The sequence below is a fragment of the Reyranella sp. genome (genome assembly GCF_965279625.1).
In the GTDB taxonomy this organism is placed as follows: Bacteria; Pseudomonadota; Alphaproteobacteria; order Reyranellales; family Reyranellaceae; genus Reyranella.
Genome location: NZ_OZ257251.1, coordinates 3,201,769 through 3,224,420 on the forward strand (window position 1 = coordinate 3,201,769; position 22,652 = coordinate 3,224,420).

Sequence of the window (22,652 nt, forward strand, 5' to 3'; positions counted from 1 at the left end):
CACATTCATGTCGAAGTGAATGCTTGGCGCTCGGGCCCGCGCGCGCGAGGCGGCATCACTGGGCGCCATGAAAACCTTCCGCCGCACCCCTGCCCTCGCCCTCTCCTTCGCAGGCTTCCTCACCCAGCTCGATGTCACGGCCGTCGTCGTCGCCCTGCCGACCATCGGCGACGATCTCGGCTTCGGCCTCGCGGCCTATGCCTGGACGATGGACGCCTACAGCCTGGCCTTCACCGCCACGCTGCTGGCCGCCGGCGCGCTGGCCGATCGTTACGGGCGGCGACGCGCCCTGCTGATCGGCAACGCGCTGTTCGCCGTGGCGTCGCTCGCCTGCGGGCTGGCCTGGGACGGACCCTCTTTGTGGGCCGCGCGGGCGGCGCAGGGCTTCGCGGCGGCGTTCGTGATCACCGGCTCGATCGCGCTGACCGCCAGCGCCTATCCCGATCCGGCAGACCGCGCCCGGGCCTTCGGTCTCGCGGGCATCGTCTCCGGGGTGGCGATGGCGATCGGGCCGACCCTGGGCGGCGCGGTCGCCGACTGGTTCGGCTGGCGCTGGATCTTCCTCGCCAACCTTCCGTTCTGCCTTCTGGCTGCGTTGATCGTGCCGCGGCTCGTCGCGGAAGAGCGCGCCGCGGACGCGCGGCCCCTCGATCCCCTGGGCGTCGCCCTGCTCACCCTGGCGCTCGGCCTCGCCATCGAGACGCTGCTGGCGGGCCGGACGGCGATACATCTCGCGGCGGGCACGGGCGCGTGCCTGATCCTCGCCGCTTTGTTCGTCGTGCAGCAGCGACGCCGGCCGCAGCCGGTCCTCGACCCCGCGCTGCTGACGCAGCCCGCCATGATCGCCGTTGCGCTCCTCCTGATCACCGTGTCGATCGGCTACTGGGCCGTATTGGTCTATCTGCCGCTGTTCCTGACGACGACCTTCGGCCTCTCCACCACGAAGGCCGGCGTCGCCCTCCTCGCCGCAACCCTGCCGATGGTCGTCCTGCCGCCGCTCGCCGGTCGCCTGGCAACTGAGTGGGGATGGCGAGCGCTGTTCACCTGCGGGCTATCGCTGATCGCCGCCGGCGATATCGCCCTGGCGCTGAACCCGACCTGGACGATGGCGCTCGTCGGCATGGCCGTGATCGCGACGGGCGCGGCGCTCGTGCAGTCGCAACTGTCGGGCGCGGTCGTGACCCTGGCGCCGCCGGCCCTGGCCGGCATGGCCTCGGCGCTCACCATCGTCATGCGCCAAGGCGGCTTTGCCCTCGGGATCGGGGCCTTGGGTGCGGCTCTCGGCCAGGAGCCGTCGGGGAGCGGCTACGCAACGATGTTTGGCGTGGCGGCTTCGTCAGCGTTCGTCGGTGCGGGGTCGGCTTTCTTTCTCTTGTCGGGGAAGATCCGCTCGTGACGCCGCAAACGGCCCCGGCAACGGACCGGTCATCGCGGCGCGGCAATACCCGTTTGCGCCGTCAGATCGGCCTGCAGACCCGCGATCGCGTCCGTCAGCGCCTTGTCGACCGCCGCGGTGACCGCGGGCATCGTGCTGATGCAGGCGAGGCCCAGCTGGGCGCGTTCCGAAGCCTCCTTCGTGACGTTCACGCTGACCACCTGGCTGGCGCGGGTTGTACCGCCTGCCGTGAGACCAACTCTCGCCTCCGCCTCGCAGTAGCTCAGGAGGGCAGCGAGGCCCGAACTGTGGCACCGCATGCGCAGCGACATCGGCTGGACATCCACGGCTATTCCGTTCGGAAAGGCCGCCGCGTAATCTTCGAGGCCCTTGATGAGCGCGACCTGGGCGAACGCCTGCCGATCGGTTTCATAACTTGCAGTGCGGCATTGATCCGTCAGGACGAGAGCCGTCTGGCGAAGATTCGAAAGGCCGGAAATTCGTACGCTTCCCGTCCCCTGCACCGACGATAATGCCGTCTGAGAAGGGTTCGAAGACGAGGCGTCGGAAACGGTGCAACCCGCCAACAGGGCGATCGCAAACAGAGAAACAATTGGAACATTCACGCTCGATTGCATCGTTGCGCCACCTCTACGCCCCACGGTAGAAACTTTTCTACTGAGACAAACTTGGATTGTCCAAGCGTAGAAATCAGAGTTGGGGGATTGCTTGTTCACACGGATTATCGCGGCCTCTGCTGCCACTCTGATGCTTGCGGCCTGCGCACAACCGGTCAAACCCATTCAGGCCTGGGCGCCCGCGACGGCGGCACAGGCATCGATCGGAAGCGTCACCGTCACGAGCCGCGCCGGGAACATTCCCGAGGAGAATCTTCAGGCCCTCAAGTCGGCGCTCGAATTGAAGACAAGCCAGTGCGCGACCGGACCGACACGCTACGAGATGCAGGTCCGCGTCGATAACTTCAAACTCGCGAACAGTGGCATGGTGATGCTGCTCGGCGACAACCACGAGGTTGCGGGCGAGGTGAAACTGGTCAATACCGCCGACAACAGCGTTGCGTCCGAATACTACGTGCAGGAGATAACGTCCGGCGGCGGCCTCATCGGGCTCGCCAAGCTCTCGGGCGGCGCCCGCGCGATATCGACTGATTTCGCGACCTCGGTTTGCGAAAAGGTCTTCTTCAAGAAGTAGCAAGGCCAGGCCGGCATCAGCGGCCGGCTACTCGGCCTTGATGCCGGCGGACTTGATCACCTTCGCCCACTTCTCCGTGGCGTCCGCGAGGATCGCGCCGAACTCCGCCGGCGTGCCGCCCAGCACCGTGCCGCCGAGTTCGACGATGCGGGTCTTGATCTTGTCGCTGGCGAGTCCGGCGTTCAGTTCCTTGTTCAACAAAGTGATGATCTCGAGCGGCGTGCCCCGGGGCACGCCGATGCCGGCAAAGCCGCTCGCCTCGTAACCCGGCACGAAGTCCGCCACCGGCGGAACGTCCGGCAGCACCTCGAGTCGCGCCTTGGTCGTCACCGCCAGCGCGCGCAGCTTCCCGGCCTTGACCTGCTGAACGGATTCCGACAACGGCGCGAAGACCACCTGCACGTGGCCCGAAATCAGATCGGCGACGGCCGGCGCGCCGCCCTTGTACGGAACATGGACCAGGTTCACGCCGGTCATCATCTTGAAGAGTTCGCAGGCGATGTTCTGTGGCGTGCCCTGGCCTGCCGATCCGTAGTTGATCTTGCCGGGGTTGGCCTTGGCGTAAGCGATGAGCTCGGGAAGCGTGTTCGCAGGAACCGACGGGTTCACCACGACGAGGTAGGCGAGACGCGCGGCGCAGATGACCGGCGCGATGTCGCGCATGAAGTCGAAGCCGAGATTGGAATAGAGCGCGGCATTGATCGCATGCGGCGTCACGACCTGCAGCAGCGTGTAGCCGTCGGGCGTGGCCTTGACGACGGTCTCGGTGCCGATGTTGCCGCTGGCGCCGGGCTTGTTCTCGACGATGAACTGCTGGCCGAGGCGCTCGGTCAGCCATTCCGCCATCAGGCGCCCCTGGATGTCGGTCGCACCGCCGGCGGGAAAGCCGACGACGATACGGGCGGTCCGCGATGGATAGGCTTGCGCCTGCGCCAGGCCGGGCACGAGCGGCAACGCCGCGGCACCCACGGCGAGGTGCACCAACGATCGACGGCGAATTTTCATGATGGCTGCCTCCAGAGTTCATTACGGCGCGCGCACGCAACGCAACTGGACGCTCAGCGGAGGAAGCCTACATCGATCTTACGGGATGATGGAAGGGAGCAACGGCTCCCGTCGGCGCATCGACTGGTTTCGCTGCGCCGCAACATCCCTCCTCACAGAGGGAGGTGGGAGAAGAATGGCCGGTAACAAAGCCTAGGTGAACGCCTCGTCCCAGGTGCCGCGCGTCGACGCCTTGGAGTATTCGGTCGAGCGGTTCTCGAAGAAGTTGGTGTGCTCGATGGCGTTCATCATCTGGTCCATCCACGGCAGCGGATTCTTGGCGTCCGCGCGATAGATGGGCTGCAGGCTGAGCTGGGTCAGGCGGCGGTCGGCGATGTAGCGGATGTAGCGCTTCACATCGACCGCGGTCATGCCCTCGATGCCGCCCAGTTCGAAGGCGAGGTCGATGAAGGCATCCTCGTGCTCGACGATGGTCGAGCAGGCGACGTAGATCTCGCGCTGCAGCTCTTCGGTCCAGACTTCCGGGTTCTCCTGGATGAAGGTGCGGAACAGCTTGACGATCGAGTTGCAGTGCAGCGTCTCGTCGCGCACCGACCAGGTCACGATCTGGCCCATGCCCTTCATCTTGTTGAAGCGCGGGAAGTTCATCAGCATGGCGAAGCTGGCGAACAGCTGTAGGCCCTCGGTGAAGGCGCCGAACACGGCCAGCGTCTTGGCGATGTCTGCCTTCGAGTCGACGTTGAAGCCCTGCATGTAGTCGTACTTGTCCTTCATCTCCTTGACGGTGAGGAAGACGGAGTACTCGGTCTCGGGCATGCCGATCGTGTCGAGCAGATGGCTGTAGGCGGCGACGTGCACCGTCTCCATCGCCGAGAAGGCGGCCAGCATCATCTGCACTTCGGTCGGCTTGAAGACGCGGGAATAGTGCCGCATGTAGCAGTTGTTCACCTCGACATCGGCCTGGGTGAAGAAGCGGAAGATCTGCGTCAGCAGATGGCGCTCGCTGTCGGTCAGCTTGTTGCGCCAGTCCTTCACGTCGTCGGCCAGCGGCACTTCCTCGGGCAGCCAGTGGATGCGCTGCTGCGTCAGCCAGGCGTCGTAAGCCCACGGATAGTGGAACGGCTTGTAGATCGGCTTGGCGTCGAGAAGTGACATGGCGCGGGCGTCCAATATGTCGGGCGAATGAATGGGGTCGCTTGAAATTAAAATCCCCTGCCGCGATCCCGAACGCCGGGAACGCGACAGGGGGACAACGCTCGTTTACTGGCAGCTAAGACATTCTTCGTAGTCATTGCTCTGCGGACCCGGCGGCGTTCCGAGCGGCAGAGAGGAGGGAGCGTCGATTCTAGGCGCCGTAAGGGCATGGTCGCCGAGCGGTGCGGCGAGGGCTTCGCCTGCCACGCTCTCGGCGCGCTGGATGGACAGGGAGCGGCAGTAATAGAGGCTCTTCACGCCGCGCTTCCAGGCCATCATGTGGATCTGATGCAGGTCGCGCTTATGCACGTCGGCCGGCAGGAAGATGTTCAGCGACTGGCTCTGGCAGATATAGGGCGTCCGGTCGGCTGCGTGCTCGACCAGCCAGCGCTGATCGATCTCGAACGCGGTCTTGAACACCGCCTTCTCGTGATCGTCGAGGCAGTCGAGATTACGCACCGAGCCCTGGTCGGTCATGATCGCCGTCCAGGTGTCCTCGTCGTTCTGGCCCTTCTGGGCCAGGATCTTCTCAAGGTACGGATTGCGCACCACGAAGGAACCCGAGAGGGTCTTGTGGTTGTAGACGTTGGCCGCCGACGGCTCGATGCCGGGCGAGGCGCCGCCGCAGATGATCGAGATCGACGCGGTCGGCGCGATCGCGAGCTTGTTGGAGAAGCGGTCCTGGAAGCCGAAGTCGGCCGCATCCGGGCACGCGCCGCGCTCCTTGCCGAGCGTCATCGACGCCTCGTCGCACTGGCCGCGGATGTGCTTGAACATCTTCTTGTTCCACACCTTGGCCATCACGGATTCGAGCGGAATGCCGTTGCCCTGCAGGAAGGAGTGGAAGCCCATGACGCCGAGACCGACCGAGCGCTCGCGCATCGCGGCATAGGTCGCGCGTGCGAAGTCGGAGCCCGCGGTGTCGATGAAGCTCTGCAGCACGTTGTCGAGGAAGCGCATCACGTCCTCGATGAAGGTCGGATGCTCGTGCCATTCGAGATAGGTCTCGAGGTTCAGCGACGACAGGCAGCAGACGGCGGTGCGCTGCTTGCCGTGATGGTCGATGCCGGTCGGCAGCGTGATCTCGCTGCACAGGTTCGACGTCTTGACCTCGAGGCCCGCGAGCTTGTGGTGCTCGGGACGGGCATTGTTCACGTGGTCGACGAATACCAGGTAGGGCTCGCCGGTTTCCACACGCGCCGTCAGGATGCGGATCCACAGAGCGCGGGCCGAAACGGTGCGCTGCACGGCGCCGTCCTTGGGGCTGACCAGCGCCCATTCCTCGTCGTTCTCCACGGCGCGCATGAAGGCGTCGGAGATCAGCAGGCCGTGGTGCAGGTTCGTCGCCTTGCGGTTGGGGTCGCCGCCGGTCTGACGGCGGATCTCGATGAACTCCTCGATCTCAGGATGGTTCACCGGCAGGTAGACGGCGGCCGAGCCGCGGCGCAGCGAGCCCTGGCTGATGGCGAGCGTGAGCGAGTCCATGACGCGAATGAACGGCACCACGCCCGAGGTCTTGCCGTTCATGCCGACCTTTTCGCCGATCGAACGCAGATTGCCCCAGTAGGAGCCGATTCCGCCGCCCCGGGCGGCCAGCCACACGTTCTCGTTCCACAGCCCGACGATGCCCTCGAGGCTGTCGTTCGCCTCGTTGAGGAAGCACGAGATCGGCAGGCCGCGGCTGGTCCCCCCATTGCTGAGCACGGGCGTGGCCGGCATGAACCACAGATTGCTGATGTAATCGTAGATGCGCTGGGCATGGGCGTCGTCGTCGGCATAGGCCGCAGCAACTCGCGCGAACATGTCCTGATAGCTTTCGCCCGGCAGCAGGTACCGGTCGTTCAGCGTGGCTTTGCCAAAAATGGTGAGACGGGCATCCCGGGAAGAATCGGTAACAACCCGCGCACCGCTTCGAACTTGAACGACATCAAACACTTGCGGTCCCCTTTTTCTTTTTGTCCACAGTTGTGGATAGAACAGTCTGTGGAAGAAGCCTACATCTTGGGAGCAATTGGCTGCTCCCCACTATCCATAGATATTACGGATGGCGCCGAGCCTGTCATTGCGAAATTTAGTCCCCGTCTGTGAATCTCAAGAATGGTTGGTTAAGCATCTGAAATCGAAGAAGAAAAAGAGGTTTGAAATTCTGTTTCAATCGGCGTTTTCGACTCTTCGCAGGTGCAGCATAGGATGAGAACAAAACGCGCTTTCCCGCGGAATCCGTGGCCCTTGGACAGAAACCGCAGTGAATCGGCTCAACCTCTCGGGGCCAAGCCGTGAAAGGCGAGATACGATGGGCATTCTCGGCTTCGCCAAGAGTCCGTCGTCAGAATGTCATGGTCAGGCGTAACATCGCCCCCGGTTTTGCGGAGGAATGCACAAAATATGGTCACCGCTTCGGTGCCGCGCGTCTATGGATTGGACGCCATCTGCGCTGCCGCGCTCCAGGCTGGCGGTGAGGATTCCGCACAATTTGCGCGCAGGCTGTTTGGCCGCCTGTCGGACAAGGACCTCGCCGCCGCCCCCGTAGTCCAGCGCGCCGCTGCAGCCACTTCCTTGCTGGCCTTCGCCCGCCGGCGCCTGCCTGGGGTCGCCAAGGTCCGCATCTTCAACCCCTCCCTCGCCGACCACGGGTTCGAGAGCCGTCACACGATCGTGCAGATCGTGAACGACGACATGCCGTTCCTGGTCGATTCGATCTCCAACGAATTCAATCGCCGCGAATTCGCCGTCCATCTGCTCGCCCATCCGGTGATGGCGGCGCGGCGCGATCTCGACGGCGACCTGGTGGGCATCGCGCTCGAAGCCGGCGAACGCGCCCGCTCCGAGTCGATGATGCATATCGAGATCGATCGCCAGGCCGACCCCGGGCTGCTGGACGAGATCGCCGCCGCGCTCACGCGCGTGCTGGCCGAAGTGCGGCTGGCCGTCGACGACTGGCAGGCGATGCGCCGCGCCTGCCTCGACGCCATCGCCGACCTGGCCCCCGGCCATGCGCCGGGCCTCTCGGAGTACGAAGACTTCCTGCGCTGGCTCGAGGCCAACCACTTCACCTTCCTCGGCCATCGCCGCTATCGCTACGTCGAGGACGCGAACCAGCCCGGCGGCCTGCGCTACGAGCTGGTGCCCGGATCGGCCCTGGGCATCCTGCGCCGCGACGAGGTCCGCCTGTTCGAGGTCGGCGTGGGCAGCGGCGAGGCGATGGCGCGCTTTGCGCGGGGCCCGAACAACATCCTGATCGTGAAGACCGATCGTCAATCGCTGGTCCACCGCATCGGCGCGATGGACTGCGTGATCGTGAAGACCTGCGACGCCGACGGGCGCGTCACCGGCGAACATCGACTCGTCGGCCTGTTCACCTCCGCCGCCTACCACGCGGCCGTGCACGACGTGCCGCTCCTGCGCGGCCGAATCGAGTCGCTGCTGCGCCGCTCGGGATTCGACCGCCACGGCCATGACGGCAAGGCCCTGCTGGCGATCCTCGATTCTTACCCACGCGACGAGCTGTTCCAGGTCGACGAGGACACGCTCTACGACCATGTGCTGGGCATCCTGCAGCTGCAGGAACGCCGGCGCGTGGCGCTGTTCACGCGGCTCGACACGGTGGGCCGCTTCGCCACCGCGCTGGTCTTCGTCCCGCGCGAGCGCTTCGATGCCGCGCTTTCGGAGCGCTTTTCCGCCCTGCTGGAGAAAGCGTGGGCGGGAAAGGTGACGTCTGTCGTCACCTCTGTCGGCAGCAATTCCGCATTGGTCCAGTCGCTCTATACGCTCAAGCTGGGCACGCGCGAGCAGGCCGGTCCCGATCTTGCCGCGCTCGAACGCGACCTGATCGAGGCGGCGACGTCGTGGAACGACCGGCTGCGGGCCACCCTGCAGGAAAGACTCGGCGAGGCGGAAGGACGCGCCGCCGCACGGCGCTGGCGCGACTGGTTCCCCGTGGTCTATCGCGAGACCTTCGATTCGATCCAGGCCGCGACCGATATCCAGCAGCTCCAGAGGTTCGTCGACGGCGCCGAATTCGGCGTGCAGGTCGGCCGCCGCGCCGGGATGCCGGCGCACCGCTTCGCGCTCCGCCTGTTCCACCCACGCAAGCCCTTTGCGTTGTCCGACATCCTGCCGCTCGCCGAGAATCTCGGCCTGCGCGTGATCAGCGAGGTGCCCTTCCTGCTGCGCAAGGAGGGCGGCGACGAGCAGACCCATGGCATTGCCATGCAGGTGCTGCGCGTGGAAACCACGGACAAGTCGGCGGTCGATCTCGCCGCCGCAGGCCCCCGCTTCATCGAGGCGATCGAGAAATTGCGCGAAGGCGCGCTCGAGAATGACGGGCTGAACCGTCTGGTGCTGGGCGCCGGCCTCGCCTGGCGCGAGATCGCCATCGTGCGTGCCTACGCGAAATATCTGCGGCAGGCCGGCATTCCGTTCAGTCAGGAATACATGGAACGCGCGCTGGCCGCCTATCCGAAGGTGGCGCGCCTGCTGGTCGACCTGTTCGTGGCGCGCTTCGATCCGGCGCTGGGCGAGGCTGCCTCCGAGGCGCGCACGGCGAAGATCGCGGCGATCGAAGCGGAAATGGCGGCCGCCCTCGAAGCCGTCACCACGCTGGACGAAGACCGCATCCTGCGGCGCTTCCACAACGCCGTGCTCTGCACCCTGCGCACCAACTACTGGCAGGCGGGGGGCACGAAGGAGTGGATCTCCTTGAAGATCGACAGCCGCGCCATCGACGAGCTGCCGGCGCCGCGGCCCCTGGTCGAGATCTTCGTCTACAGCCCGCGCATGGAAGGCATCCATCTGCGCGGCGGACGAGTGGCCCGCGGCGGCATCCGCTGGTCCGACCGGCGCGAGGATTTCCGCACCGAGATCCTGGGCCTGATGAAGACCCAGATGGTCAAGAACGCCGTCATCGTCCCGGTCGGCTCCAAGGGCGGCTTCTACGTGAAGCACGCCCCGGCCGGGGGCACGCGCGAGGAGGTCCAGGCCGAGGGCATCGCCTGCTATCGGACCCTGATCCGCGGCCTGCTCGACATTACCGACAACTATGCGACAGGCGAGCAAAAGGGCGGCGGCATCGTGCCACCCGCCGACGTGGTGCGGCACGACGCGGACGATCCCTATCTCGTGGTCGCCGCCGACAAGGGCACGGCCACCTTCTCCGACATCGCCAACGGCCTGGCCCGCGACTACGGCTACTGGCTCGATGATGCTTTCGCCTCGGGCGGCTCGGCCGGCTACGACCACAAGAAGATGGGCATCACCGCGCGCGGCGCGTGGGAGTCGGTGAGGCGCCACTTCCGCGAACTGGGACAGGACATCCAGGAAACGCCGTTCACGGTCGCGGGAGTCGGCGACATGTCGGGCGACGTGTTCGGCAACGGCATGCTGCTGTCGCCGCACATCAAGCTGGTGGCGGCCTTCGACCATCGCCACATCTTCATCGATCCCTCGCCCGATCCCGCCACGAGCCTGGCCGAGCGGCAACGGCTGTTCGCGCTGCCGCGCTCCTCGTGGATGGATTACGACAAGAGCCTGTTGTCGGCGGGCGGAGCGATCTTCGATCGCGCCGCGAAGTCCCTGAATTTGTCGCCCGAAGCGCGCGCGGTATTGGGCATCGAGACGCCGACCCTGGCGCCCCTCGATCTGCTCCGCGCCATCCTGACGGCGCCGGTGGACCTGCTCTATTTCGGCGGCATCGGCACGTACGTGAAGGCGTCGAGCGAGGGCAATGGCGATGCCGGCGACCGCACCAACGATGCGGTGCGCGTCGACGCGGGCCAATTGCGCGCGCGCGTGATCGGCGAGGGCGCCAATCTCGGCTTCACGCAGCGCGGCAGGGTCGAGGCCGCGCTCGCCGGCCGCAAGATCAACACCGACGCGATCGACAATTCGGCGGGCGTCGACACGTCCGACCACGAGGTCAACATCAAGATCGCGACGGGCGGCGCCATCGCGAGCGGCGCGCTCACGGCCGACACCCGCAATCCGCTGCTCTTCTCCATGACCGACGAAGTGGCGAGCCTGGTCCTGCGCAACAACTACCAGCAAAGCCAGGCGGTCAGCGTCGCCGAGGGCCAGGCGGCCGAGGAACACGACCGGCTGGAACGCTTCATGCGCGCGCTCGAACGCAAGGGACGGCTTGACCGCGCCGTCGAATTCCTGCCCGATACCGTCGCGATGCGCGTGCGCGCCCAGAATCGCCAACCGCTGACGCGGCCTGAACTCGCGGTGCTGCTGGCCTACGCCAAGATCGACCTCAACGAGGAGATCCTGGCCTCCGACCTGCCCGATGATCCGCGCCTGCAAGAGGAACTGCTGCGCTACTTCCCGGCGGCCCTGCAGGAAAAGTACCAAGCCGCGCTCCAGGGCCATCGCCTGCGCCGTGAGATCACCGCGCTGCAGGTCGTGAACTCGCTGGTCAATCGCTGCGGCCCGACCTTCGTTCACACGGTGGCGCAGCGGACCGGCGCCTCGGCGGCCGCCATCGCCCAGGCCTTCACCGTCGTGCGCGATGCCTGGAAGCTGCGCGACCTGTGGGCCGACATCGAAGGCCTCGATCCGGCGCTCAAGGCCGCGGCGCAGATCCGGATGCTGATCGCCTCGCAACGCTTCGTACTGCGCGGCGTGCAATGGGTCCTGCGGCGCCTGCCGCAGCCGCTCGACACCATCGCCGCAACGGATCGGCTCGGCCGCGCCGTCGCCGAGCTGGGCAGCCTGCCTGCGGATCTTGTGGGCGAGGCCGAAGGCGCGGCGCTCGGCGAACGCTCCGCCGCCCTCGAAGCGATGGGCGCGCCGGCCGATCTCGCCCGCCGCGCCGCCGCGCTCGAAGCCTTGTCCGCCGCAGGCGACCTCGCCCTGGCCGCCCAGGCCAATGGCTGCACGATCGGCAGTGCCGCCAGGCTCTATTTCCGCCTGGGCGAGCGGCTGTCGCTGGCGCTGCTGGCCAATGCCGCGCAGAAGCTGCCGCGCGAGGGTCTATGGCCCTCGCAGGCCGCGCTCGCGATGCAGGACGAACTGGCAGCGCTCCATGCCGACCTGCTGCGGTCTGCCCTGCGAGCGAGCGGGAACAACGACTGCGATCCCGACACGGCTCTCGCCGCCTGGAGCGAACCGCGCAAGCTCGCGCTCGAGCGGGTGGACCGGCTCCTGGAGGATCTCGCCTCGGCCGGCGCCATCGACCTTGCCATGCTGTCGGTTGCCATCGCCGAGTTGCGCACCCTGGTTTAGCAGGCCGGTGAAAAAGTCAGAGTCACGGCGAATAAACGAAATAACCGAAATAAACGAAACAAATGAAATGAATGTCGCACCCCCTGAATCCTGTGTCGCGGTGACCGTTGGCGCAACAATGTTGCTCGCCGGTACCTGCTGAAAGCTATTCAACAGCTTGTTAGGGCGCGGTTCTCACGTCTTCTCTCAGAGCCCCTTGAGGAATTCGATCAGCAGGCGGTTCACCTCGCTCGCGCGCTCCTGCTGCACCCAGTGGCCGGCCCCCTCGAGGATATGGCTGCCGCGCAGGCCCGGCAGGGTCTTCGGATAGGCGTCGAGCTGGCTCTTGGCGGCCGGAAAGCGCAGCACGCCGTCGCGGCTACCGGCGATGAATTGCGAGGGCTGGCGGATCGGCTGGCCGCGCCACGGACCGCTGAGCTCCCAGTTGCGCCGCAGGTTGCGATACCAGTTGAGGCCGCCGCGAAAGCCCGCGCGGGCGAACTCCCCGGCGTAGTAGTCGAGGTCGGCGTCGCTGAGCCATCCCGGCAGCTCCGCGGGATCGACGGTGTTGGCCAGAAGCGAGCCGCCGGTGAGGCGACCAAAGCCCTTGTCCTTCTCCGTCATCTCGCCGCCGGCGGTGTAGTAGAGCTTGCGCAAGGCGCCGCGAATGTCCTGCTGCAATTCGGCCTCGGCGACGCCGGGCTTCTGGAAGTACTGCAGATAGAAGTTGTCGATGCCGAGCTTCTCGAGCGCCGACAGGATGTCGACATAGCCCGGCGGCGCATAGGGCACGCTCATGGCCGAGACAGCTGTGAACAGATCGGGCCTCCAGAGAGCGGCATGCCAGGCGACGGGCGCGCCCCAGTCGTGGCCCACGATCACCGCCTTGGTCTCGCCGAGTGCCTTCACCAGCTCGGCCATGTCGCCCACGAGATGGAAGAGCGTGTACTGGTCGATCGGCTCGGGCGATTGCGTGCCGCCATAGCCGCGCATGTCGGGCGCGACGGCGCGGAACCCCGCTTCACTCACGGCCCGGAGCTGGTGGCGCCAAGAGTACCAGCTCTCCGGCCAGCCGTGACAGAACAACACGAGCGGACCGCTGCCTGCCTCGGCATAGCGCATATGAATGTTGTTGGCGGTCGTCGTCTTCAGCGTGACGCCCGGCACCGGTGAGTTGGTCATTCTGGTTTCCTCCGCGGAGGTCACCCTAGCCTGCCGCCTCAGCCGCGCAAGTGAACCGGCCGTGACAGCCGCGCGCGCACCGAGGCGCGCGACCCGAAGAGCAGCGACAGCAGGAAGAAGAAGCTGGCGAACAGAACGATCACCGGGCCGGAGGGCAGGCCGGCGTGGAACGACACGAGCAGGCCGACCGCCGCCGACGTGAAGGCCATCGGCGCGGCGACCAAGCTCATCGACCAGACCTCGCGCGCCCAGAAGGACGAGGCGACCGCGGGCAGCAGGATGAGGCCGAGCGCCATCAGGGTGCCCAGCGCCTGGAAGCCCGCCACCATGTTCAGAACGGCGAGCGACAGGAAGAGATAGTGGTAGAGCGAACCGCGCACGCCCATGGCGGCAAGGAAGCCCGGGTTGAAGCATTCGACGACCAGCGGACGATAGATCGCGGCGAGGCCGATCAGGGTCAGCGTCGCCGTCGACACGACGAGGACCAGCGCCCCTTCGTCGACGGCGAGGATCGCGCCGAACAGGATGTTCATGAGATCGACCGCCGAGCCGCGCAGGGAGACGATCAGCACGCCCAGCGCCATCGCTGTCAGGTAAGCGGCGGCAAAGCTCGCATCCTCGCGCATGCTCGAGAAGCGCGCGATGATTCCCGAGAGCAGCGCCGTGGCGACGCCGGCGATGAAGCCACCGAGGCTCATTGCCGGCAGCGACAGGCCGCCGATCAGGAAGCCCATGGCGGCGCCGGGCAGTAGCGAATGCGCCAGCGCGTCGCCCATCAGGCTCATGCGGCGCAGGATCAGGAACACACCGATCGCCGAGCCGCCGACCGACAGCGCGAGGCTCGCCACCAGGGCGCGGCGCATGAAGCCGAAATCGGCGAAGGGCGCGATCACATACTCATAAAACATGACGCGAAACGCTCGATCAGGCGCTGAGGCGCAACGGCACGTCGCAGGTGCCGGCCTGCTCGTCCCAGGCCTCGGCCATGGCGCGGGCCCGTAGAAGGTTCTCCGCCGACAGGACACGCACGGTCGGGCCGGCATCGACCAGCTCGCGCGCCAGCAGCAGCGCGTGCGGAAAGTCGCGGCGGACCTGGTCGAAATCGTGCAGCACCGCGACGACGGTGCGCTTCTCTGCCCGCCAGCGGCGGATCACGACCATCAGGTCGGCAACGGTCTTGCTGTCGATGGCGGCGAAGGGCTCGTCGAGCAGCACGAGATCGGCATCCTGCAGCAGCAGTCGCGCAAACAGCACGCGCTGGAACTGGCCGACCGACAACGTGTCGATCGGCCGGCGTTCGAAGCCCGAGAGGCCGACCGCCTCGATCGCATGACTGGCGTCATGCAGGTCGACGGGCTTGGCGGCCCCGAAACCACCGAAACGCGACCAGCGGCCGAGCAGCACGGTATCGAGCACCGAGATCGGAAAGGAACGATCGATCTCCGCCTGCTGGGGAAGATAGGCGATCCGCTTCGCCGTGCACTCGATGCGGCCTTCCACTTGTGGCGCCAGACCGATCAGCGCCTTCAGAAGCGTGCTCTTGCCCGCCCCGTTGGGGCCGACGATCGCCGTCATCTCGCCGGCCGGGATCTCCGCCGACACGTGATGGACCGCCGGGTGACGATCGTAGCTCACGGTCAGGTCGGTCAGGCGCAGCGCGGCGTTCATGGCGGACCTACAGTGCCCACCAGGCACAAAGCCACAGTACGGCCGAGACGGCGACCGCGGCCGCGATTCGGGCCGGGGCGCTCATGGCCAGCAGGGTCGTGCCGGGAGAGAGCGGTCTGCGCATTCGGCGGGATTGTTATAATATTACCCCTCGCGAGTCCATAAGGTCCCCGATGGGGCCGATGTCACCGGCCGGTGAACGGTCAGTGACCGATTGTTGATTGGCAGAGCCGGGGCGGCGCGCGCATCTTGTCTCCCATGTCGACGTCTTTAATTCCAAGTCGCAGATCCGTGCTGATCGGCGCCGCCGCCGTCGCGGCCGGCCTGTCGGCAGCGGCTCCACGGTGGTCGTCCGCGCGGCCGCCGAGCGACGGGCCATGGGCCGTCGAGCTCTTCACGTCGCAGGGCTGCAGTTCGTGCCCGCCGGCCGACGCCTATCTCGGTCGCCTGTCGATGCGGCCCGACATCGTCGCGCTCGCCTTTCACGTCGACTATTGGGACTACATGGGGTGGAGGGATCCCTTCGCCTCCCGCGAAACGACCGAACGCCAGCGCGCCTATGCCCGCGTGCTGAAGCAACGCTATGTCTACACGCCGGAGATGGTGGTCGACGGCATCGGCCATGACACCGGTCGCGACAAGGCGCCCATAGAGGCGCTGCTGGCCAAGGCGCAGTCCCGTTCGCCCACGCGCGCAACGCCCGAGCTTTCGCGGCCCAGTGGCAGTCCGCTCACCGTGCGGCTGGACGCCTTCCCGCTCGACGGCCGCGCCGCCGACGTGACGCTCGCGGTCTACGATCGCCGCCACACGACGCCCGTGAAGAGCGGAGAGAACCAGGGCCGCATGATCGAGAACTTCAACACCGTGCGGCAGCTCGAGCTGATCGATCACTGGGACGGCGCGGCGAAGAGCTGGACGATCGCCGCCGACCGCATCGGTGCCACACAAGGCGTGGCCGTCCTCGTCCAGTGGACGGACCACGGCGCGGTGATCGGCTGCAATAAGCTGGAACCCGCCTATTCGGGCTGAGCGCTACTCCATCTTGGCGCCGGTCGCCTTGATGATGGGTTCCCACCGCTCGATCTCACTCGTGAAATAGGCAGCCGACTTCGCCGGATCGGCATCGCCCACCGGATCAATCGACATGCTGCGCAAGTCGGCGAGCAGCTTCTCGTCGGCCATGATCTTTCGAGTGGCCTCGGCGATGGCCGTCACGATCGCCTGCGGCGTGCCGGCCGGCAGCGCCACCGGGTTGACCGTCAGCACCTGGACCTCGGGCAGGCCGCTCTCGCCGGTCGTCGGCACCTCGGGCGCCAGCGCCGAGCGCTTCTCGTCGCACACCGCGAGGTAGCGCAGCTTGCCCGACTTGTAGTGGCTGAATGACGTGCCGAACGTGTCGAGCATGAAGTCGACCTCGCCCGACAGGCAGGCCTGAAGGGCCGGGCTGTTGCCCTTGTAGGGCACGTGCAGCGCGCTGAGATTGCCGGCCTTCATCTTGAACAACTCACCGCCCAGATGATTGATGCTGCCCATGCCCGACGAGCTGTAGCGATACTTGTCGGGATGGGCCTTGAGGAGCGCCACCAGCTCGGGCAGCGTCTTGGCCGGCACCGCCGGGTTCACCGCAATCACCATGGGGACACGCCCCACGATGAACAGGACGAAGTCCTTCACCGGATGATAGGGCGGCGTCGGCATCAGCAACGGGCTGGTGACCTGCGTCGAGGACGAGCCGAACAGCATCGTGTAGCCGTCGGGCTTCGATTTCGCGACGAGGTCGGCGCCGATCGTCCCGCCCGCGCCCGCCTTGTTCTCGATCACCACCGGCTGACCCAGCAGCGCAGACAGACGCTCGCCATAGCGGCGGCCGAACACGTCGGTCGGACCGCCCGGCGGGAATGGCACCACCAGCCTGATCGGCTTGGAGGGATAGGTGTCCTGCGCGCCGGCGGCTTTCGCGCCCTGCAATGCGCCCACGCCGAGAGCGGCGGCGCCGATGAGAAGCTTGCGTCTATTCATCTTGGTCCTCCCGTCTTCTTTCAGTCGTTGCCATCACCATTTCGGAACGCGCTTGTCGAAGAAGGCAGCGATGCCTTCGCGGGCCTGCGGGCTGGCAAGCCCGAGGCTGATCGAATCCACGGCCGTCGCCATCGAGGCGCGATGGCCGGACTCGTCGCTGTGCCACACGAACTGCTTGGTGCGCGCCACCGCATCCGGCCCGCTGCGCAGCAGGCCGGCCAGCATCTTCTCGAGCTCGGCCTCGAGCGAGGCCGCCGGCACAGCCCGCGTGATCAGGCCGATCCGGTCGGCTTCCAGTGCGTCGATGCGGCGGCCTGTCAGAACCAGCTCCATCGCCTTCTTGCGGCCGACGGCCAGGAACAGCGCCATCAGCGCGGGCGACGGCGGGAAACCGTGATGGACCTCCGGGTAGGCGAACAGCGCCGTTTCCTCGGACAAGGCGATGTCGCACCAGCTCGACAGGGTGGCGCCGGCGCCGAACGCGTACTTCTCGATCAGCGCCACCGTCGGCTTGGGGCAGAACCATACCGCCTCGTTCAGAGCCTTCAGCTTTTCGTAGGTCGCCACGATCGTGTCGTTCGACGCATCCTGCAGCGCCCGCAGGTCGCGCAGCTCGCGGCCGGCACAGAAGATGCCGCCGCGGCCGCGCATCACGAGGACCCTGCAGGAGGGATCGGCCGCCAGGGTGCGACAATGGCCAGTCAGCGCGTCGATCAGCGCATTGTTCAGCGCGTTGCGATGCTCGGGGTTGTCGATCCACAGCACCGCCACACCGTCGGCCCGCCGTTCGAGTTCGATCCTGCCGCTCATATCGCTCCCTCTTCTCTCAGCGCCGTGATGCGCGCCTCGTCCAATCCAAGTTCACCGCGCAGGATGGCGTCGGTGTGTTCCCCGAGCAGCGGCGGGGCAGCGCCGGGCGCCGCCGGCGTCGCCGACAGGTTGAGCGGTACGCCGACCAGTGGCATCGACCCGCCGTCGCGGCGGGCCACGTCCAGCACCATCTTCATCGCCGCGATCTGCGGATGGGCCAGCGTCTGCGAGATGTCGTTCACCGGCGCGCACGGCACGTTGGCGGCGTCGAGGGCCTCGACCCAGTCGGCGGTCGGCCGGGTGGCGAAGATCGCGGCCAGCGCCGGGATCACCCTGTCGCGGTTCTCGATGCGCAGCGCCGAGGTGGCGAGCGCTGGATCGGCGGCGAGGGTCGTCGCGCCGATCGCCGCGCAGAGGCGCTGCCAGGCCGCGTCGTTGGTCGCGCCTGCCAGAACGTGACCGTCGCGCGTGGCGAAGGCCTGGTAGGGCACGATGTGCCAAACGCCCGAGCCGTCGCGCGGCGGCACCTTGCCGGCCATCGTGTAGGCCGGCACGTGATAGCCGAGCAGCGCAATCGCCGTCTCCATCAGCGATACCCGGATATGCTGGCCGCCCGCCTTGCCGGCCTGCCGCGCATAGAGCGCCGAGGCGATTCCCGAAAAAGCGAGAAGTCCGGTCGCCATGTCGATGAAGGAGGCGCCGGCGCGGATCGGGCCGCCGTTGGGCTCGCCGGTCATCGCCATCATGCCGCTGAAGGCCTGCAGCATCAGGTCGTAGCCCGGCTTGTCGGCAAGCGGCCCCTCATGGCCGTAGCCGCTGATGGTCGCATGCACGAGATCGGGCCGAAGCGCGCGCAGCTTCTCGTCGTCGACGCCCAGTCGCCGGGCGACCGCGGGCAGGAAGCTGTCGATCACCACGTCCGCCTTGCTCACCAGCGCGGCCAGCACCTCCTGGCCGGACCGGCTCTTGAGATTGAGCGTCATGCCGCGCTTGCCGCGGTTGACGCTGAGGAAGTTGGCGCTCTGCCCCTCGATGACCGGCGCCCACTTGCGGTTCTCGTCGCCGCCGACATCCTCGACCTTGATCACGTCGGCGCCGAAGTCCGCGAGCATCTGGCCGCAGAACGGCCCCGCGAGGACGCGGCTGAGGTCGAGGACGCGGATGCCCGTAAAGGCGGTCATGTCAGGTGCCGCGCACCGTGGCCTTGCGCTTCTGGCGCCAGGCATTGTGGGCTTCCTTGGAGTCCTCGGTCTGGCTGAGCGCCATGAAACGGTAGACGTCGACTTCCGAGGCATCCTGGATGTTGGGGATGTCGAGACCCTTGGTCAGCGATTCCTTTGCCAGCCGCGCGGCGAGCGGCGGCAGGGCCGCGATGTCCTCGGCGACCTCGAGGGCGCGATCCATGAGTTCGGCGTGCGGCACCAGCCACTGCGCCAGGCCGATGCGGTAGGCCTCGGCGCCGTCGATCGGATGGCCGAGCGCGGCCTTCATCGCATTGCCCTTGCCGACCCAGCGCGACAGGCGCACCGCGCCGCCATAGGCCGGCATGATGCCCAGCCGCACCTGCGGCAGGCGCCATTCGGCGCGCTCCGAGGCTACGATGAGATCGCAGCAATAGGTGGCGATGCAGCCGATGCCGATCGCATAGCCGTTGACCGCGGCGATCACCGGCTTTGGAAAGTCGGTCAGCAGGTTGGCGACGAACTTCCGCCAGTGCGGGATGCCGGTGATGAACGCCGCCGGCGAGGCGACGGTGTGGGTTTCGGTGTCGGCGAGGTTGGCGCCGGCCGAGAAGGCGGCACCCTTCTCGTCGCCGGTCAGGATCACGCAGCGGATCTCGTGGTCGTGCTCGAGTTCGCTGAGCCGCGCCTCGAGGCCTTCGTTGAAGTCCTCGTCCCAGGCGTTGCGCGCCTCGGGCCGGCTCAAGGTCAGGATGGCCACATGGCCGCGTTTCTCACAAAGCAGGGGCATCGTTCTCTCCTATTTTCCCGTCCAGACCGGCAGTCGCTTCTCGCGGAAGGCGCGCATGCCCTCCACCGCGTCGTCGCTCTCGAACACCGGCTTGAAACGTTCCAGTGCCACCGCCATTGCGGCTTCGGGCTTGAGCCCGGCGGTCTCGTAGATCATCGCCTTGGTGGCGCTCACCGCGAGCGGTGCGGCGGCGCAAAGATCCATCGCGAGGCCCAGCGCCTTCTCCATCAGGAAGTCGTCGGGCACGACGTGATTGACCAGGCCGAGCTCGTGGGCACGCCGCGCCGTGATCGGATTGCCGGTCAACGACATTTCGAGCGCCACCTTCTGCGGGATCACCCCGTTCAGCCAGAAGGCGTAGATCGGCGCGCGCCCGACGCGGACCTCGGTCAAAGCGAAGGTCGCACTGTCGGCCGCGACGCACAGGTCGCACGAGATCGCCATGAAGCAGCCGCCGCCCAGCGCCGCACCGTTGATCGCGGCGATCACCGGCTTGGAGACCGAAATCTCGTCGCGCAGGATCGGGATGAAACCGTGGCCATGGCCGCTCGCAGCCTCGGAGAGATCGCGGCCGGCACAGAAGGCCTTGTCGCCTGCGGCGGTCAGGATCGCCACCCTGGCCGCGGGATCGGCCTCGAAGCGCTTCCACGCCGCCAGGACGCCGTCGCGCATCGCCAGGTTCACGACGTTGCGCTTCTCCGGCCGGTTCAAGGTGATGATCGCGACCGGACCTTGCATTTCGTAGAGGACGGGATCTCCGCTCATCCGATAGCTCCCCTGGCTTGCAGTGCGTCGATGGCTTCGTCGCCGAGGCCAAGAAGAGTCGAAAGGGTCTCGCGGGTATGTTCGCCGAGCTGTGCCGGACGACCGTCGTATCGGACCGGTGTCTGCGACATCCGCATCGGCGAGGCGAGGCAGGCGACGTCACCGAGATCGGGATCATCGAAGTGCACGACCGCACCGCGCGCCTGCACCTGCGGATCGGCGAAGACCTGTCCGAGGTCGTTGATCGGGCCGGCCGGCAGCCCCACCGCCTCGAACGCGGTGAGGCAATCGAGGACCGTGCGCCGCGCGATCGCGGGCTCGACGACTGCATCGAGGGCGGCGTGGTTGGCGACGCGCAGCGGCGAGGAGGTGAAGCGCGGATCGCCGGCCAGCGCCGGCATTTCGAGTACGGCGCACAGGCGGCGGAACTGGTCGTCATTGCCTGCGATGATCATGATTCGACCGTCGCGGCAGGCATAGATGCCGCTGGGATGCGTCACCGGATTGCGCGACCCGGTGCGCCGCGGCACCCGGCCGGACGCCAGATGATCGACCGCGAAATAGGACAGCGAGGAGACCATGACGTCGAGCAGCGACAAGTCGATCTGCTGGCCGGCGCCACTGCGGTCGCGATGGCGGAGCGCCGCCAGGATCGCGGTCGAGGCGTAGAGGCCGGTCAGGATGTCGATCATCGGTACCCCGGCCCGCTGCGGCCCGCCGCCCGGCTGGCCGTCGGGTTCGCCGGTGAGGCTCATCAGGCCGCCCATCGCCTGGATGATCGAATCGTATCCGGCGCGGGTGCGATAGGGGCCGGTCAGGCCAAAGCCGGTGATCGAGCAATAGACCAGCCGCGGATTGATCGCGGCGAGATCTCTCCAGCCGAGGCCGTAGCGCTCGAGCGTGCCGACCTTGAAATTCTCGATCAGCACGTCGGCCTTGGCGACGAGGCCGCGTACGAGATCGGCGCCCTCGGCGTTGGCGAGATCGATGGCAACGGAGCGCTTGCCGCGATTGGCCGCCCAGAAATAGGCTGAGCTGTTGACCAGTTCGCCCGTGCCGCCGGGAAAGTGCGGCCCCATCAGCCGCGTGTCGTCGCCGACCGCCGGCCGCTCGATCTTGATCACCTCGGCACCGAGATCGGCCAGCGTCTGCGCGGCCGACGGACCCGCCAGCACGCGGCTCAGGTCGAGGACCCGCACGCCCTCCAGCGCTTGCACGCCGGCGGCCATCATTCGTCCAGCTTGATGTTGCCGGTGCGGATCACGTCGCCCCACTTCTTCGATTCGGCGTCGAGGAAGGTGCGGAACTGGGCGGTATCGTTGCCGACGATGTTGTTGCCGCCGGCGATCAGCTTTCTGCGAACGTCGGGATCGGCCAGCGCGGCCTTGGTGGCCTCGTAGAGGCGTTTGATGATCGGATCGGGCGTATGGGCGGGCGCGAACAGGCCGACCCAGGTATCGGCATTGAATCCTTTCAGCACCGTCTCGTCGAGTGTCGGCACGTCGGGCAGGCTTTGCGAGCGCTGCAGGCCGGTCATGGCGATCGCCCTGAGCTTGCCGGCCTGGATCAGCGAGAGGGTGGCCGAAACGGTCGAGAAGCTGAGATCGACGTTGCCCGCGACGACATCCATCACGGCGGCGCTGTCGCCCTTGTAGGGCACGTGCACCATGTTGGAGCCGACGCGCGTCTTGAAGAGTTCGGCCGCGAGATGGGTCGGGGCGCCGATGCCCGAGGAGCCATATTGCATCTTGGCCCCGTTGGCCTTCACGTAGGCCACCAGTTCGGCCGGGGTCTTCACGGGCAGCTTCGGGTTCACGACGATGACGACGTCGTTCGTGGCGACGAGGCTGATCGGCACGAAGTCGTTCACCGGATCATACGGCAGCTTCAGCATGTGCGGATGGATGGTGAGAGCGCCGATGCCGCCCAGCAGCAGCGTGTAGCCGTCGGGCGCGGCCTTGGCGACGGCGTCGGTGCCGATGCGGCCGTTGGCGCCCGCGCGATTGTCGATGATGAAGCTCTGCCCGAGTTCGCGGCCCATGCGCTCGGCCAGCACGCGGCCGATATTGTCGGTCACGCCGCCGGGCGTGAACGGCACGATCAGCCGGATCGGCTTGTCGGGATAGGACTGGGTCTGCGCCTGGGCTCCGGCAAGCGCCGATCCGGTGCAGGCAAGCGCCGACAGCGCGCCCAGCACAAATCGTCTCGTTTTCATTTTGCGTTTCCTCCGAGGAGAAGGATTCGCCGAGTC

Annotated in this window: 18 protein-coding genes; 4 read left to right on the forward strand and 14 right to left on the reverse strand. The window is 66.8% G+C overall.

From position 1 onward, the window contains the following. Window positions 1-67: 67 nt before the first annotated feature. Window positions 68-1,396, forward strand: coding sequence for an MFS transporter (locus ACQY78_RS15535; protein WP_428676517.1), 1,329 nt, complete (start codon window positions 68-70; stop codon window positions 1,394-1,396). Between the two features lie 29 nt (window positions 1,397-1,425). Here the strand turns inward: ACQY78_RS15535 and ACQY78_RS15540 are convergent, their stop codons facing one another. Then, complete coding sequence (locus ACQY78_RS15540; RefSeq protein ID WP_428676519.1) at window positions 1,426-2,013, reverse strand: hypothetical protein; 588 nt, start codon at window positions 2,011-2,013, stop codon at window positions 1,426-1,428. Between the two features lie 91 nt (window positions 2,014-2,104). On the opposite strand from ACQY78_RS15540, the gene ACQY78_RS15545 reads away from it, so the two are divergent. Then, on the forward strand, window positions 2,105-2,587 hold the full coding sequence (locus tag ACQY78_RS15545; protein ID WP_428676521.1) for a hypothetical protein: 483 nt from the start codon (window positions 2,105-2,107) through the stop codon (window positions 2,585-2,587). Window positions 2,588-2,614: 27 nt separating this feature from the next. Here ACQY78_RS15545 and ACQY78_RS15550 read toward each other — a convergent pair whose 3' ends face one another. The 3 genes from ACQY78_RS15550 to ACQY78_RS15560 all read right to left on the reverse strand — a co-directional run bounded on the left by ACQY78_RS15550 (window position 2,615) and on the right by ACQY78_RS15560 (window position 6,649). Further along, complete coding sequence (locus tag ACQY78_RS15550; RefSeq protein ID WP_428676523.1) at window positions 2,615-3,592, reverse strand: Bug family tripartite tricarboxylate transporter substrate binding protein; 978 nt, start codon at window positions 3,590-3,592, stop codon at window positions 2,615-2,617. A gap of 192 nt (window positions 3,593-3,784) precedes the next feature. Then, window positions 3,785-4,747, reverse strand: coding sequence for a ribonucleotide-diphosphate reductase subunit beta (locus ACQY78_RS15555; RefSeq protein ID WP_428676525.1), 963 nt, complete (start codon window positions 4,745-4,747; stop codon window positions 3,785-3,787). A gap of 105 nt (window positions 4,748-4,852) precedes the next feature. Beyond that, complete coding sequence (locus ACQY78_RS15560) at window positions 4,853-6,649, reverse strand: ribonucleoside-diphosphate reductase subunit alpha (RefSeq protein ID WP_428686399.1); 1,797 nt, start codon at window positions 6,647-6,649, stop codon at window positions 4,853-4,855. Window positions 6,650-7,171: 522 nt separating this feature from the next. Here ACQY78_RS15560 and ACQY78_RS15565 point away from each other — a divergent pair. Beyond that, window positions 7,172-12,007: an NAD-glutamate dehydrogenase gene (locus ACQY78_RS15565; protein ID WP_428676527.1), complete on the forward strand. Its 4,836-nt coding sequence runs from the start codon at window positions 7,172-7,174 to the stop codon at window positions 12,005-12,007. 186 nt (window positions 12,008-12,193) lie between these two features. Here the strand turns inward: ACQY78_RS15565 and ACQY78_RS15570 are convergent, their stop codons facing one another. Genes ACQY78_RS15570 through ACQY78_RS15580 form a run of 3 tightly spaced genes read right to left on the reverse strand, consistent with a single transcriptional unit; the run spans window position 12,194 to window position 14,836 of the window. Beyond that, window positions 12,194-13,168 (reverse strand): alpha/beta fold hydrolase, encoded by a 975-nt coding sequence (locus tag ACQY78_RS15570; protein WP_428676529.1) that lies wholly within the window; start codon window positions 13,166-13,168, stop codon window positions 12,194-12,196. A 38-nt stretch (window positions 13,169-13,206) separates the two neighbouring features. Next, on the reverse strand, window positions 13,207-14,076 hold the full coding sequence (locus ACQY78_RS15575; protein ID WP_428676531.1) for a metal ABC transporter permease: 870 nt from the start codon (window positions 14,074-14,076) through the stop codon (window positions 13,207-13,209). A 16-nt stretch (window positions 14,077-14,092) separates the two neighbouring features. Next, window positions 14,093-14,836 (reverse strand): metal ABC transporter ATP-binding protein, encoded by a 744-nt coding sequence (locus ACQY78_RS15580; protein WP_428676533.1) that lies wholly within the window; start codon window positions 14,834-14,836, stop codon window positions 14,093-14,095. 291 nt (window positions 14,837-15,127) lie between these two features. Here ACQY78_RS15580 and ACQY78_RS15585 point away from each other — a divergent pair, with 291 nt between their 5' ends. After that, window positions 15,128-15,865 carry a DUF1223 domain-containing protein gene (locus ACQY78_RS15585; RefSeq protein WP_428676535.1) on the forward strand — a complete coding sequence of 246 codons (738 nt, stop codon included), beginning with the start codon at window positions 15,128-15,130 and terminating at the stop codon, window positions 15,863-15,865. 3 nt (window positions 15,866-15,868) lie between these two features. On the opposite strand, the gene ACQY78_RS15590 is transcribed toward ACQY78_RS15585, so the two are convergent. The 7 genes from ACQY78_RS15590 to ACQY78_RS15620 are packed head-to-tail and all read right to left on the reverse strand — an operon-like array spanning window position 15,869 to window position 22,616. After that, complete coding sequence (locus ACQY78_RS15590; protein ID WP_428676537.1) at window positions 15,869-16,855, reverse strand: Bug family tripartite tricarboxylate transporter substrate binding protein; 987 nt, start codon at window positions 16,853-16,855, stop codon at window positions 15,869-15,871. A gap of 33 nt (window positions 16,856-16,888) precedes the next feature. Next, a complete protein-coding gene (locus ACQY78_RS15595) occupies window positions 16,889-17,665 on the reverse strand; it encodes an enoyl-CoA hydratase/isomerase family protein (protein WP_428676539.1) in 777 nt (258 codons plus the stop codon). Then, window positions 17,662-18,846 carry a CaiB/BaiF CoA transferase family protein gene (locus ACQY78_RS15600; RefSeq protein WP_428676541.1) on the reverse strand — a complete coding sequence of 395 codons (1,185 nt, stop codon included), beginning with the start codon at window positions 18,844-18,846 and terminating at the stop codon, window positions 17,662-17,664. The genes ACQY78_RS15595 and ACQY78_RS15600 overlap by 4 nt, the downstream gene beginning before the upstream one ends. Before the next feature lies 1 nt (window position 18,847). Further along, window positions 18,848-19,636, reverse strand: a complete 789-nt coding sequence (locus ACQY78_RS15605) for an enoyl-CoA hydratase/isomerase family protein (RefSeq protein ID WP_428676542.1) — start codon at window positions 19,634-19,636, stop codon at window positions 18,848-18,850. A 9-nt stretch (window positions 19,637-19,645) separates the two neighbouring features. Beyond that, window positions 19,646-20,401 carry an enoyl-CoA hydratase/isomerase family protein gene (locus tag ACQY78_RS15610; protein ID WP_428676543.1) on the reverse strand — a complete coding sequence of 252 codons (756 nt, stop codon included), beginning with the start codon at window positions 20,399-20,401 and terminating at the stop codon, window positions 19,646-19,648. Continuing rightward, window positions 20,398-21,633 carry a CaiB/BaiF CoA transferase family protein gene (locus tag ACQY78_RS15615; RefSeq protein WP_428676545.1) on the reverse strand — a complete coding sequence of 412 codons (1,236 nt, stop codon included), beginning with the start codon at window positions 21,631-21,633 and terminating at the stop codon, window positions 20,398-20,400. Before ACQY78_RS15615 ends, ACQY78_RS15610 begins: the two co-directional genes overlap by 4 nt. After that, window positions 21,630-22,616 carry a Bug family tripartite tricarboxylate transporter substrate binding protein gene (locus ACQY78_RS15620; protein WP_428676546.1) on the reverse strand — a complete coding sequence of 329 codons (987 nt, stop codon included), beginning with the start codon at window positions 22,614-22,616 and terminating at the stop codon, window positions 21,630-21,632. Before ACQY78_RS15620 ends, ACQY78_RS15615 begins: the two co-directional genes overlap by 4 nt. Window positions 22,617-22,652 lie beyond the last annotated feature (36 nt).

Bases quoted from the DNA above. Each gene is read 5' to 3' on its own strand.
- ACQY78_RS15590 (WP_428676537.1), bottom strand. From the start codon at position 16,855: ATGAATAGACGCAAGCTTCTCATCGGCGCCGCCGCTCTCGGCGTGGGC.
- ACQY78_RS15575 (WP_428676531.1), bottom strand. From the start codon at position 14,076: ATGTTTTATGAGTATGTGATCGCGCCCTTCGCCGATTTCGGCTTCATG.
- ACQY78_RS15600 (WP_428676541.1), bottom strand. From the start codon at position 18,846: ATGACCGCCTTTACGGGCATCCGCGTCCTCGACCTCAGCCGCGTCCTC.
- ACQY78_RS15580 (WP_428676533.1), bottom strand. From the start codon at position 14,836: ATGAACGCCGCGCTGCGCCTGACCGACCTGACCGTGAGCTACGATCGT.
- ACQY78_RS15610 (WP_428676543.1), bottom strand. From the start codon at position 20,401: ATGAGCGGAGATCCCGTCCTCTACGAAATGCAAGGTCCGGTCGCGATC.
- ACQY78_RS15605 (WP_428676542.1), bottom strand. From the start codon at position 19,636: ATGCCCCTGCTTTGTGAGAAACGCGGCCATGTGGCCATCCTGACCTTG.
- ACQY78_RS15555 (WP_428676525.1), bottom strand. From the start codon at position 4,747: ATGTCACTTCTCGACGCCAAGCCGATCTACAAGCCGTTCCACTATCCG.
- ACQY78_RS15595 (WP_428676539.1), bottom strand. From the start codon at position 17,665: ATGAGCGGCAGGATCGAACTCGAACGGCGGGCCGACGGTGTGGCGGTG.
- ACQY78_RS15620 (WP_428676546.1), bottom strand. From the start codon at position 22,616: ATGAAAACGAGACGATTTGTGCTGGGCGCGCTGTCGGCGCTTGCCTGC.
- ACQY78_RS15570 (WP_428676529.1), bottom strand. From the start codon at position 13,168: ATGACCAACTCACCGGTGCCGGGCGTCACGCTGAAGACGACGACCGCC.
- ACQY78_RS15615 (WP_428676545.1), bottom strand. From the start codon at position 21,633: ATGATGGCCGCCGGCGTGCAAGCGCTGGAGGGCGTGCGGGTCCTCGAC.
- ACQY78_RS15565 (WP_428676527.1), top strand. From the start codon at position 7,172: ATGGTCACCGCTTCGGTGCCGCGCGTCTATGGATTGGACGCCATCTGC.
- ACQY78_RS15535 (WP_428676517.1), top strand. From the start codon at position 68: ATGAAAACCTTCCGCCGCACCCCTGCCCTCGCCCTCTCCTTCGCAGGC.
- ACQY78_RS15550 (WP_428676523.1), bottom strand. From the start codon at position 3,592: ATGAAAATTCGCCGTCGATCGTTGGTGCACCTCGCCGTGGGTGCCGCG.
- ACQY78_RS15540 (WP_428676519.1), bottom strand. From the start codon at position 2,013: ATGCAATCGAGCGTGAATGTTCCAATTGTTTCTCTGTTTGCGATCGCC.